Origin of the sequence: Plantactinospora sp. CA-294935, assembly GCF_050936445.1 — a bacterium.
GTDB lineage: Bacteria > Actinomycetota > Actinomycetes > Mycobacteriales > Micromonosporaceae > Plantactinospora.
Genome location: NZ_JBNJMU010000001.1, coordinates 7,158,881 through 7,171,473 on the forward strand (window position 1 = coordinate 7,158,881; position 12,593 = coordinate 7,171,473).

The 12,593-nt window shown below is 72.7% G+C and carries 9 protein-coding genes; 1 reads left to right on the forward strand and 8 read right to left on the reverse strand.

The annotated features are described in order from the left end of the window. Nucleotides 1-63 precede the first annotated feature (63 nt). Both selB and selA read right to left on the reverse strand, forming a co-directional pair. The gene (gene selB / locus ACQEVC_RS31415; protein WP_432884769.1) at nucleotides 64-1,836 is read right to left on the reverse strand and encodes a selenocysteine-specific translation elongation factor; all 1,773 of its coding nucleotides are present in this window, start codon (nucleotides 1,834-1,836) and stop codon (nucleotides 64-66) included. Nucleotide 1,837: 1 nt separating this feature from the next. After that, complete coding sequence (gene selA / locus ACQEVC_RS31420) at nucleotides 1,838-3,199, reverse strand: L-seryl-tRNA(Sec) selenium transferase (RefSeq protein WP_432884771.1); 1,362 nt, start codon at nucleotides 3,197-3,199, stop codon at nucleotides 1,838-1,840. A gap of 157 nt (nucleotides 3,200-3,356) precedes the next feature. Here selA and selD point away from each other — a divergent pair, with 157 nt between their 5' ends. Beyond that, complete coding sequence (gene selD, locus ACQEVC_RS31425) at nucleotides 3,357-4,370, forward strand: selenide, water dikinase SelD (protein WP_432884773.1); 1,014 nt, start codon at nucleotides 3,357-3,359, stop codon at nucleotides 4,368-4,370. A gap of 90 nt (nucleotides 4,371-4,460) precedes the next feature. Here selD and ACQEVC_RS31430 read toward each other — a convergent pair whose 3' ends face one another. From ACQEVC_RS31430 to ACQEVC_RS31455, 6 genes are all read right to left on the reverse strand, one after another. After that, a complete protein-coding gene (locus tag ACQEVC_RS31430) occupies nucleotides 4,461-5,567 on the reverse strand; it encodes a substrate-binding domain-containing protein (protein ID WP_432884776.1) in 1,107 nt (368 codons plus the stop codon). Between the two features lie 70 nt (nucleotides 5,568-5,637). After that, on the reverse strand, nucleotides 5,638-6,942 hold the full coding sequence (mmsB, locus tag ACQEVC_RS31435; protein ID WP_432884779.1) for a multiple monosaccharide ABC transporter permease: 1,305 nt from the start codon (nucleotides 6,940-6,942) through the stop codon (nucleotides 5,638-5,640). Next, nucleotides 6,939-8,486, reverse strand: a complete 1,548-nt coding sequence (gene mmsA / locus ACQEVC_RS31440) for a multiple monosaccharide ABC transporter ATP-binding protein (RefSeq protein WP_432884782.1) — start codon at nucleotides 8,484-8,486, stop codon at nucleotides 6,939-6,941. Before mmsA ends, mmsB begins: the two co-directional genes overlap by 4 nt. Nucleotides 8,487-9,072: 586 nt before the next feature. Next, nucleotides 9,073-10,362: an L-lactate MFS transporter gene (locus ACQEVC_RS31445; protein ID WP_432884784.1), complete on the reverse strand. Its 1,290-nt coding sequence runs from the start codon at nucleotides 10,360-10,362 to the stop codon at nucleotides 9,073-9,075. Nucleotides 10,363-10,406: 44 nt separating this feature from the next. Continuing rightward, nucleotides 10,407-11,501, reverse strand: coding sequence for an NrfD/PsrC family molybdoenzyme membrane anchor subunit (gene nrfD, locus ACQEVC_RS31450; RefSeq protein WP_432884786.1), 1,095 nt, complete (start codon nucleotides 11,499-11,501; stop codon nucleotides 10,407-10,409). A 40-nt stretch (nucleotides 11,502-11,541) separates the two neighbouring features. After that, the gene (locus ACQEVC_RS31455) at nucleotides 11,542-12,591 is read right to left on the reverse strand and encodes a 4Fe-4S dicluster domain-containing protein (protein ID WP_432884789.1); all 1,050 of its coding nucleotides are present in this window, start codon (nucleotides 12,589-12,591) and stop codon (nucleotides 11,542-11,544) included. Nucleotides 12,592-12,593 lie beyond the last annotated feature (2 nt).

The following is a 12,593-nucleotide window of genomic DNA, read 5'->3' on the forward strand; positions in this document are numbered from 1 at the left end:
GGCGAGTGCGTGACCAGTGGGGCGCTCTCGGCGGGTCGGCGGGGTCGGGAATCGGCGGTGGGCTCAGCGGTCGCCCGGTCCGGAGAGCATGATCCGGGCGTCGTCGGGGAGCCGGCGGGTGGCGCCGCGCCGGTCCAGCAGTTCGAGCAGGGGCACGGCGACCCGCCGGGTCGTACCGAGGGCCTGCCGGGCGGTGCTGAGGGTGAACGGCTGCGGCAGCGCGGCGAGGACCCGGATCGCCCGCTCGGGGGCGTCCGGCAGCAGTACGACGTTGTCGGCGAGCTTGAGCAGCGCGCCGGCCCGTACCGCCGCGCCGATCTCCCGGTGGCCGAGTCCGAACTCGGCGAGCCGGGCCGCCTCCGGGGCGACGAACGGCCGCTCGGCCAGCTCCGCACCGACCCGCCGTACCGCCCGGGCGACCTGCTCGGGCAGGGCGCCGGTCGCCCCGCCCCGGCCGATCCGGCCGTCGCGGGCCAGCAGCGGCGCCTCGACCAGGGCCTCGACCAGGGCCCGGTCCGGCAGCTCCAGCAGACGGCGGGCGGTCTCGACCGGTACGCCCGGCTCCAGCGGATGCGCCTGCGCCCACCGGGTCACCTCGGCGACGAGTCGCCGCCGCAGCTCCCGCCAGCGCACCGGATCGGCGTGCCACTCCCCGGCCACCGGTGCGGTGCGCACGGTCACGCCCATCCGCTCCAGCTCGGACCGCCGGGCCAGGCCGCGCCGGGCCAGCTCCCCGGACTCGTCGGGACGGCCGTCCAACCCGGCCAGCACCGCCGCCCGGTCGGCCGCCGCACCCCGCCGGCCCAACCTGGGCGGTACGACGTCGAGCACCGTCACCCCGCCGGCCACGTGCCGCCGGCCGGGATCCCGCAGCAGCGCCCGGTCACCGATGCGCAGCGGCAGCGGCCGGTCCAGCCGCAGCCGGGCGGTGTCGGCGCCGAGCGGGCGTACCCGGGCGGTCACCGCGGCCGAGCCGACGTGCAGGGTGACCTCCGCCGGCAGCTCGGCCACCGGGTCGCCGACCAGCCGGACGTCGACCAGGTCGGTCTGCTGGAACCGTCCCGGGGTGAGCAGCGCGTCGCCCCGGCCGACCTGTTCCCGGGACACCCCGCGCAGGTTGACCGCGACCCGGGCCACCCCGGCAACCTCGGACACCTGGGTACCCAGGGTCTGTAGGCCCCGGATCCGGACCCGCTGCCCGGTGCCGGTCAGCTCCAGCTCGTCGCCGGTACGCAGGGTCCCCGCGCCGAGGGTGCCGGTCAGCACCGTGCCGCTGCCCCTGATGGTGAACGCCCGGTCCACCCAGAGCCGTACCGGGGCGCTCGGCTCAGGCACCGGCAGCCGGGCGGCGAGCCGGTCCAGGGCGGCGCGCAGCTCCGGCAGCCCGGCGCCGGTGGTCGCGCTGACCGCGACCGTCTCGACCTTGCCGAGCGAGGTGGCCGCGATCTCGACGAGCGCCAGTTCGGTGGCGGCGGCGGGATCGGCCAGGTCGGTCCGGGTCACCACCAGCAGCCCGTCCCGGACCCCGAGCGCGTCCAGCGCGGCCAGGTGCTCGGCGGACTGCGGCATCCAGCCCTCGTCGGCGGCGACCACGAACAGCGCGGCCGGGGCCGGGCCGATCCCGGCGAGCATGTTCGGGACGAACCGCTGGTGTCCGGGTACGTCGACGAACGCCAGCACCGTCCCGGACGGCAGCGCGGTCCAGGCGAAGCCGAGGTCGATGGTCATGCCCCGGCGCCGCTCCTCCGCCCAGCGGTCCGGCTCCATCCCGGTCAGCGCCCGGACCAGGGTGGACTTGCCGTGGTCGACGTGTCCGGCGGTGGCGACGACCTGCACGTCAGCTCTCCCGCCATCCCATGGGCACCCGGGCGACGGCGGCCCGCACCGCCTCGTCCCGGTCGACGGGTACGCAGCGCAGGTCGAGCAGCAGCCGGCCCCGCTCCAGCCGGCCGAGTACCGGCGGGTCGCCGAGGCGCAGCGGTTCGGCGTACCCCTCGGGGAGGGCGAGGGCCCACGAGTCGAGGGTGACCTCGGGCGCCCCGCCGCCGCCGACCACGGCGTCGTGCGGGACCACCTCGGCCTTCACGCCGTCGGCGGCGAGCTGGTCGCGGAGCCGTTCGGTGCGCAGCCGCAGCGCGGCCGGGCTGGCCCGCAGCGCCCGCCAGGTCGGCGTCTCCGGACCGGTCAGGGTCGCCTCCAGGGCGGCCAGGGTCAGTTTGTCCACCCGCAGCGCCCGGGCCAGCGGGTGCCGGCGGAGCAGCTCGACCAGCTCGGCGTCGCCGAGCAGCAGCCCGGCCTGCGGGCCGCCGAGCAGCTTGTCGCCGCTTGCGGTGACCAGTGCCGCGCCGGCCCGCAGCGCCGAGGCGGCGTCCGGCTCGTCGGGCAGCAGCGGGTCCGGCGCCAGCAGTCCGGAGCCGATGTCCACCACCACCGGTACGCCGAGGGCGGCCAACTCGTCGACCGGTACGGCGGCGGTGAAGCCCCGCACGACGAAGTTCGACGGGTGCACCTTGAGTACGAACGCGGTACCCGGCCCGACCGCCGCCGCGTAGTCGGCCAGCCCGGTCCGGTTGGTGGTGCCCACCTCCCGCAGCGTCGCGCCGGTGCTGGCCAGCAGGTCCGGCAGCCGGAACCCGTCGCCGATCTCCACCAGCTCGCCCCGGCTGACCACGATCTCCCGACCGGCCGGCCCGCCGCCCGGCGCCGCAGTCCCGTCCGTCCGGCGCATCGCGGTGAGCGCGGTCGCGACCAGGGCGAGCGCGGCGGCACCGTTGTTGACCACGTGCACCGCGCCGGCCGCCGGCACCGCGGCGGCGAGTGCGGCCAGCGCACCCCGGCCCCGCCGGGCCCGCCGCCCGGTCCGCAGGTCGAGTTCCACGTCGGTGTGTCCGGCCGCCGCCACCACCGCGTCGACGGCCGCCGCCGACAGCGGTGCCCGGCCGAGGTTGGTGTGCAGCACCACCCCGGTGGCGTTCAGCACCGGGCGCAGCCCGGCGGCGGTCTCCGGCAGCGCGGCCAGGGTGGCCGGGACGACCTCCTCCGGCGGGATCTCGCCGCGCCGGACCCGGTCCTGGGCGGCGCCGAGTGCAATCTTGAGCCGGGCCCGCCCGAGGGTGGCCTCGGCGGCGGCCAGCCGGGGATCGGCGAGCAGAACGTCGGTGCGTGGCACCCGCCGCCGAGGATCGACCGCCCCGTTCATCCCCACCCCACTGTCGAAACCCTTTCACCGGCACTTAACCACACCTGATCTCCAGCCGCCGGGGAAGTCCCACCGCGCAGCGCTGTGACCGGCCGCACACGCCGGCCGCGACAATCGACGGCTGCGACCGGCCGGCGGCGGATGGCACAGTGGTCCGGTGACGACCACGGAACGCCACCGGCTCACCCAGTACGCGCACGGCGGCGGCTGCGCCTGCAAGATCCCGCCCGGGGAGCTGGAGGAGGTGGTCGCCGGTCTGGTCGGTACGTCCGCGCCGGCCGGGCCGGGCGAACTGCTGGTCGGGCTCGACGACGGCGACGACGCGGCGGTGGTCCGGCTGGAGTCGGGTACCGCGGTGGTGGCGACCGCCGACTTCTTCACCCCGGTGGTCGACGACCCGTACGACTGGGGCCGGATCGCCGCCGCCAACGCCCTCTCCGACGTCTACGCGATGGGCGGTACCCCGGTGGTCGCGGTGAACCTGCTGGCCTGGCCCCGGGAGGTGCTGCCACTGACGCTCGCCGCCGAGGTGCTGCGCGGCGGGCTGGACGTGGCCCGAGAGGCGGGCTGCCACGTCGCCGGCGGGCACAGCGTGGACGACCCCGAGCCGAAGTACGGGATGGCGGTCACCGGGATCGCCGATCCGGAGCGGCTGATCCGCAACGACGCCGGCCGGGCCGGACTGCCGCTGACCCTGACCAAGCCGCTCGGCGTCGGGGTGCTCAACTCCCGGCACAAGCAGACCGGCGAGGTGTTTCCGCAGGCGGTGGCAGCGATGACCGAGCTGAACCGGGCAGCCTCGGCGGCGGCGGTGTCGGCCGGGATCCGGTGTGGCACCGACGTGACCGGCTTCGGGCTCCTCGGCCACCTGCACAAGCTGGCCCGGGCCTCCGGGCTGACCGCCCGGGTGGACGCGTCGGCCGTACCGTATCTGGACGGGGCCCGGGCGGCGCTGGCCGACGGTTTCGTCAGCGGCGGCACCCGGCGGAACCTGGCCTGGGTGCGCCCGCAGCTCGAGGCCGCCGGGGTCACCGAGGACGAGTTGCTGCTGCTGGCCGACGCGCAGACCTCCGGTGGCCTGCTGGTCGCCGGCGAGCTGCCCGGCCATCCGGTGATCGGCGAACTGCTGCCGGCCCGGAACGACGGGCGGACCCTGGTCGTCGCGGGCTGAGAACGGTGGTGACGGACTGAGAAGACGGGACGGGTCCCCGGGATCGTCGATCCCGGGGACCCGGACGGTGCAACCCGCTGCTACTGCTGCTTACTTGGCGCCAGCGGTGAGCGGGGCCAGCTTCGGGTCGTTGGCGTACGCCTCGACCACGTTCTTCTTGGTGACGATCAGCGGCTCCAGCAGGTTGGCCGGAACCACCTTGACACCGTTGTTGTAGGACTCGGTGTCGTTGGTCTTCGGGTCGTTACCGGCCTGGAGGGCCTTGACCATCTCGATGGTCTCCTTGACCAGGTTCCGGGTGTCCTTGTTGATGGTCGAGTACTGCTCGCCGGCCACGATCGACTTGACCGACTCCACCTCGGAGTCCTGGCCGGTGACCACCGGCAGCGGCTTGCCGGCACCCTTGACCGAGGTCAGGATCGCCCGGGCCAGGGTGTCGTTCGGGGAGAGGACGCCGTCCAGCGTCTTGCTGCTGTAGGTCGAGGTGAGCAGCGAGTCCATCCGCCGCTGGGCGTTCTCGGCCTTCCAGCCGTCGGTGGCGGTCTGCTTGATGTCCTTCTGACCCGACCCGACCACCACGTTGCCGGCGTCGATCTCCTTCTTCAGCACGTCCATCGCACCGTCGAAGAAGACACCCGAGTTGTTGTCGTCCGGCGAGCCGGAGAAGAGCTCGATGTTGTACGGCCCGTTCGGCTTCTTCGCCTTCATGCCCTCCAGCAGCGCCTGGCCCTGGAGCTGGCCGACCTTGAAGTTGTCGTACGCGACGTAGTAGTCGACGTCCTTGCTGTTCTTGATCAGCCGGTCGTAGGCGATGACGGTGGCACCGGCCTGCTTGGCCTGCTCGACCTGGGTGGTGAGCTGCGCGGCGTCGGTCGCGCCGATGACGATCACCTTGGCGCCCTTGGTGACCATCGCCGAGATCTGCGCCTGCTGGTCGGCGACGGTGCTGGTGGCGCCGGCGTACTGCACGTCGGACTGGAAACCAGCCTCCTTGAGCCCGTTGGTGAACAGGTCACCGGCGAGCACCCAGTTCTCGGAGGTCTTGGCCGGCAGCGCCACACCGATCAGCGAGTTGGCGGCGAAGCCCTTCTCGGCTCCGGCCTCGTCGCCGCCGCCGTCCGACCGCTCGGAGCAGGCCGTGAGGGCCAGCAGGGCGATGGCGCCGGCGGCGACACCCCTGGCTAGGAATCTACGCATTGCAGGTTGCCCTTCTTGACAAGGTGGTGGGGGGTGGGGCGGAGGTTTTCCGCCCCACCGGCGGTGACCGTCAGCCGGCCACCGGAGTCTTGGCGGGCTCCTGACCCGTCTCGACGCTGGGCGTGGGCGCCGGCCCGGTGGGTGTCTCCCGGCGGAAGGGGCGGGTCACCGATCCGATGATCGAGAAACGCCCGCGGTTCTTGTTGTAGACGTCGAGGGCGACGGCCAGCAGCAGAACCAGACCCTTGATGATCTGTACCCGGTCCGAGCCGACACCCATCAGCTGGAGACCGTTGTTGAGCACCGCCATCACCAGGCCACCGACGATCGACCCGCTGATGGTGCCGAGGCCGCCGGAGACGGCCGCGCCGCCGATGAAGACCGCGGCGATGGCGTCCAGCTCCCAGCCGATGCCGTCCTGCGGCCCGGAGGCGGCCGACCGGGCCACGAAGATCATGCCGGCCAGCGCGGCCAGGATCGACATGTTCATCATGACCAGGAAGTTGACCCGCTTGAGCTTGACGCCGGAGAGTTCCGCGGCCCGGGAGTTGCCGCCGACCGCGTAGATGTGCCGGCCGCCGGCGGTGTTCCGGGTGACGAAGGAGTAGAACACCACCAGGACGCCGAGGATGATGCCGGAGACCGGGAAGCTGGTCCCGACCCGGCCGCCGGCGAACCGGAAGGCCGCGTACAGGATCACCGCGACCGGCACGGCGACCCGGATCAGCGAGATCCACATCGGTGCCACGTCGGCGTCCATCTCCCGCCGGGTACGCCGGACCTTCCACTCCCGGACCACCACGGCGACCGCGACGAGCAGCCCGAGCAGCAGCGTGAGGTTGTTGTAGCCGGTGTTCGGGCCGACCTCGGGCAGGAAGCCGGCGCCGATCACCTTGAAGCCCTCCGGCACCGGGATGGTGTCGGCGCTGCCGATGAACTGGTTGCCGCCCCGGAAGAGCATCATCCCGGCCAGGGTGACGATGAAGGCCGGCACCCCGATGTAGGCCACCCAGAAGCCCTGCCAGACGCCGATCGCGGCGCCGACCAGCAGGCCGAACAGGATCGCCACCGGCCAGGGCAGCGACCAGTCCTGCATGGCCCGGGCCACCACGATGCCGACGAAGGCGGCGATCGAGCCGACCGACAGGTCGATGTGGCCGGCGACGATGACCATCAGCATCCCGATGGCCAGGATCAGGATGTACGAGTACTGGCTGACCAGCGAGATCAGGTTGCTCGAGTTCAGCGTCAGCCCGTCGGTCAGGATCTGGAACAGCAGGACGATCGCCACCAACGTGAAGATCATCCCGAACTGCCGGGCGTTGGATGTCGTCCCCGCGAACAGGGACTTCTGGAGTTCCTTTATGCGACTCACCGGATCTGCGCCTTCTTCGCTGAGGTCATCTGCTTCATGAGGAGTTCCGGATCGGCGTCCCGCCGTTCGATGTTGCCGGTGATGGTGCCCTCGAAGACCGTGTAGATGCGGTCGCAGAGGCCGATCAGCTCCGGCAGCTCCGAGGAGATGACGATGACGCCCTTCCCCTGGTCGGCGAGCTGCTGGATGATGCCGTAGATCTCGTACTTGGCGCCGACGTCGATGCCCCGGGTCGGCTCATCGAGGATGAGCAGGTCCGGGTCGGTGAACATCCACTTGGCCAGCACCACCTTCTGCTGGTTGCCGCCGGAGAGCTTGGTGACGCCCTCGTCGACGTTCGGGGCCTTGACCCGCAGGCTCTTGCGGTAGCCCTCGGCCGCCTGGTATTCGCGTACCGGGTCGACCACACCGTGTTCGGTGATCTTCGAGAGCTTGGCGGAGACCACCGAGGTCTTGATGTCGTCGAGCAGGTTCAGGCCGAGCGACTTGCGGTCCTCGCTGACGTACGCCAGGCCGTGCTTGATGGCGTCGGCCACCGACTTCAGCACGATCTCCTGCCCGTCCTTGAAGATCTGGCCGCCCTGGTAGACCCCGTACGAGCGACCGAAGACGCTCATCGCCAGCTCGGTACGGCCGGCGCCCATCAGCCCGGCGAACCCGACGATCTCGCCCCGCCGGACGGTGAAGCTGGAGCCCTTGGCCACCATTCGGTCGGCCGAGATGGGGTGCCGGACCGTCCAGTCCCGCACCTCGAAGAAGACCTCGCCGATCTTCGGGGTGTGGTCGGGGAACCGGCTGTGCAGCTCCCGGCCGACCATGCCCCGGACGATCCGGTCCTCGTCCACCCCGTCCGCCTTGACGTCCAGGGTCTCGATGGTCCTGCCGTCCCGCAGGATGGTGATCGAGTCGGCGATCTCGGCGATCTCGTTGAGCTTGTGCGAGATGATGATCGAGGTGATGCCGCGCTGCTTGAAGCCGCGCAGCAGGTCCAGCAGGTGCTGCGAGTCGGACTCGTTCAGTGCGGCGGTCGGCTCGTCCAGGATGAGCAGCTTGACGTCCTTGGCGAAGGCCTTCGCGATCTCGACGAGCTGCTGCTTGCCCACGCCGATGTCCTTGATCAGCGTGTCCGGGTCCTCCCGCAACCCGACCCGGGCCATCAACTCCAGGGCCTGCCGGTTCGCGCTCTTCCAGTCGATCGCACCGCCGCGCTGAGGCTCGTTGCCGAGGAAGATGTTCTCGGTGATCGACATCCCGGGCACCAGGGCGAGTTCCTGGTGGATGATCACGATGCCGGCCTGCTCGCTGGCCCGGATGTCGGAGAACCGGCTCTCCTCGCCGCGATAGACGATCTCCCCGGAGTAGCTGCCGTACGGGTACACCCCGCTGAGCACCTTCATCAGGGTCGACTTGCCGGCGCCGTTCTCGCCCGCGATCGCATGGATCTCGCCGCGCCGGACCACCAGGTTGACGTCGGAGAGCGCCTTGACCCCCGGGAACTCCTTGGTGATCGCGCGCATCTCCAGCAGCACGGGAGCGTCACTCATCGCCGACGCCCCCCGGTCCGGGCCGGTACGGCGGGCCGGCGGGGGGCAGCCGGAGCCGGCCGCCCGTCGTCGGGGCGCCAGAGGGAACCGCGCGCGTCCAGCGGCTGGTCGCCGCGCCGCGTCATCAACATCATTGTTGCCTCCGGGCAGGTCGTCAGACCGGCTGACATACTTTTGTTGCCTGGAGGAACTTATTGGAAAGCGAGGAAGTTTCGCAAGATTTCGTGACCTGGTCTTGACAAATTCACAGGGTCCCGGCTCATTGGCCGGCGCCGTGGTTCACTGCGGGCATCGAGCGTCCGCAACCGGAGACGATCACGCGGTTCGACCGGAACGTCCGGAGAAAGCGCCGGATGTGCTGCACAAGCACTGGACGTCGGTTCCCCGCCCGGCTCGTCCGGGGCGGCCCGACGGTCGCGGAAAGTCCGGTCCCGCTCCCCCTCCGAGCCCGCTCACCATACGCCCGGCAACACCGGCCGCCGCCAGCCCGGGCCGGCGAAACGTGCGGCCCGTCACGCCGGGGCGCCCGCCGACCGCCGGTGCCGTCCCGATAGGTCGCCGGCCGATCGTCGGGAGCAGGTGCCGGTCACGGGCCGGTGACCTCGTCGTCCGGCCGGGCGGCACCGGCTCGGGACGGCAGCCGGGTGATCGGCGGCAGTACCAGGGCGACCACCGCGATCACCGCGAGGACCGTGAACGGCAGGGTGTAGGAGTTGCCGCTGGCCTCGAAGAGCGTCGCGGTCAACAGCGGTCCGGCCACCCCGCCGATGCTCCAGGCCACGATCATCGCCCCGTAGACCGCACCGGCGTGCGGGGTGCCGAAGTAGTCGGCGGCGGTCGCCGGCATGGTGCCGAACCCACCGCCGTAGGCGAGGTAGATCAACGCGGCGAGCACCGCGAAGAAGGCGAAGCCGGCCGCGTGCGGCAGGATGAAGAAGCACACCGCCTGGAGCGCCAGCATCCCGCCGAAGGCCACCATCCGGCCGGTCTGGTCCGACAGCCACGCCCAGCAGAGCCGCCCGGCGCCGTTGAAGAGCCCGAGCACCGCGACCAGGGTGGCGGCGGTGGCCGACCCGACCCCGGTGATCGCCTGCGCGGCGTCGGCGGCCTGCGAGATGAAGGCGATGCCGCAGGTCACGTTGAGCGCCAGGATCGCGGTGAGCAGGTACCACTGCGGGGTCCGCAGCGCCTCGGCGAGGGTGTAGACCCGGGTACCGGCCGGCACCCGGCCGGTGGTCACCGGGCGGTACCCGGGCACCTGGTAGCCCGGCGGCGGATTGCGGAAGAACGAGGCGCCGAGCAGTACCGCGACCAGGTACGCGATGCCCAGTGGCAGGAAGACGCTGGGCTTGTCGGTGGTGTTGCCCAGCAGCGCCTTCGCCACCGGGGCGGTGATCACGGCGCCGAAGCCGAACCCGGCCACCGCGATCCCGGTGATCAGACCCCGGTGGTCCGGAAACCATTTGCTGAGCATCGCGATCGGGGTGATGTACGCGGCGCCGAGCCCGATCCCGCCGAGCACACCGTAGGTCAGCACCAGCAGCCAGAGCTGGTCGGCGTCGGAGACCAGCGAGGCGAGGATGTTGCCGACCGCGTACAGCACGCCGCCGCCGAGCGCGACCGGCCGGGGACCGCGCCGGTCCTGCACCCGGCCACCGAGCAGGCTGCCGATGAAGATCGTGCCGATCGCCACCTCGAACGGCAGCACCGCCTCGGCCTTGCTCCAGCCGAACGCCTGCTGCAACGGCTGATTGAAGACGCTCCAGGCGTACACGGCGCCGAGGGCGAGCTGCACCAGCACGGCGGCCACCACCAGACCCCACCGGCCCGTCGTCGGGCTGCGCCGTCCCCGTACGCGTTCGACTGTCCCTGCCATGAGCGTGACCCCCGTCTCGGCTCATGGACGGCACCCGCTCGTGGCTACGGGCCGGCGCCGGCCCCCCGTCTCGCCCGCCGCTCCCGCTGCGGCAGCACCGTGTACTTCGGGTCCCGGGCGGAGGCCACCCCGGCCTCGAACACCCCGAACCGGGTCAGCAGCGAGGAGGCGAGCAGGGCCGCGCCGGAGAGCACCGCGAGGGTCCGGTTGCCCCGGGCCAGCAGCGCGCCGGCGGTACCGGCGGCCAGCAGCAACTGCCCGCCGCGGATCAGCCGGGCCGGCCGGCCGGTCCGGTACGGCTCGCCGGTCAGCCCCATCCGGGCGATCCGGCGCTCGGCGAACGTCTCGACCACCGCGCCGGCCACCGCCAGCCGGGCCGCCGGGCCGCTCTGCGCGGCCGGCGCGGCGACCAGCCCGGCGCCCGCGCCGGCCACCAGCGCGCTGCCGCCGAAAATGAACGGCAGGTCCGGGTACGCGTCGTGCCAGGCCGGCATCGCGGTGTCGGCGAGCAGCACCCCGGTGTACGTGGCCAGCCCCGGTGCCGCCGCCGCCGCGACCAGTCCGGCGACCCGGCCGGCCGGAGGCAGCAGCCGGCGGACCAGCCCGAGCCCGCCGCGCCGGGACAGCGCCGGGGCGACCTCGCTCACCGCGGCAAGTCCGGCCGCCGGCCCGAACGCGGCCAGGATCCAGGTGCCCATCGACATCGGCGAGGTCGGCTTGGCGACCCGCAACATGTGGTGGAACCGTTCCGGCCGGCCGAGATCGTTGACCAGGAAGTAGGCGCTCGCGCAGACCGCCCCGAGCGAGACGAGCCGGCCGGCCCGGCGCAGCGCCGCCCGGCCGGTCAGGTCCGCACCGGCGGCCAGCAGCGCCGATCCGGCGGCCAGCCCGCCGGTGAAGAGGTACGCCGGAACGTCCCTGCGCCACACCGGCGCCTTGACCACCGGCCGCCCGTAGTACGAGCTGAACTCGGCCGGCGGGACGACCACCGGCTGCCCGGCGACGACCCCCGGTCCCGGCCCGCCCCGCCGCCCGGACCGGCGCCGCAGCTCCGCACCGTTCGGCCGGTCGAGGCTCTCCCCGACCTCCCCGAGGTGCTGTCCCAGCGGCCCGTCGCCGTCGGGGCCCGGCCCGGTCATCCCGTCCCACCTCTCCCGGAGAGCCCGACGGTCCGCCGGGTCATGACGGCCGCCCGACGAACGCGGCCACCACGGCGGCCGTCATGGTCAGCGCGGCCAGCCCGGCCCGGCGCCACATCCGGGGCAGGTCCCGGGTGGTCACCACGGGATCCGGCGGCAGGCCGTACACCTCGGGCTCGTCGAGCAGCAGGAAGAACGCGCCGTCCCCGCCCACACCGTCGTCCGGGTCGTGCCCGTAGAGCCGTGCCTCGGGGACGCCGTCGGCGTGCAGCCGCTCGACCCGGGCCCGGGCCCGCTCGCGCAGCTCGTCGAGCTCGCCGTACTGGATCGACTCGGTGGGGCAGGCCTGGGCGCAGGCCGGGGTACGCCCGGCACCGATCCGGTCGTAGCAGAGCGTGCACTTCCACGCCCGGCCGTCGCCCTTGCGCTGGTCGATGACCCCGTACGGGCAGGCGGGAATGCAGTAGCCGCAGCCGTTGCAGATGTCCTGCTGTACCACCACCGTGCCGAACTCGGTGCGGAACAGCGAGCCGGTCGGGCAGACGTCCAGGCAGGCCGCGTGGGTGCAGTGCTTGCAGACGTCCGACATCATCAGCCAGCGCAGGTCGGTACGCCCGTCCCGGTCCTGCTCCCGACCGGGCAGGCTGGCGCCGGGCATGCCGAGGAACTGGGTTCCGTCCGCCATCCGACCGGCCGGTCCGGGTTCCGGGGCCGGCGGCACCCCGGGCCTGCTCCCCTGGTCGGTGGTGGTACCGGCGGCCGCCTCGGCGGTGGCCGGGCTGATCGGCGGCCCGCCCGGGGTACCGGCCAGCGGCGGTGACGACTGCCAGCCGACCGGCCGGGGTTGCTCGACGAAGGCGACGTGCCGCCACGAGTTGGCGGTCAGCGCCCCGGTGTTGTCGTACGACATGCCGAGCAGGTCGAGCCCGCTCTCCGGTACGAGGTTCCACTCCTTGCAGGCCACCTCGCAGGCCTTGCAGCCGATGCAGACGCTGGTGTCGGTGAAGAATCCCATCCGGGGTGGCGGGTCGAGGTGACCGGCCTGCTCGGCGGGGTTGACCGGCGCGTCCGTTCGGCGCGTCTCGACCATGC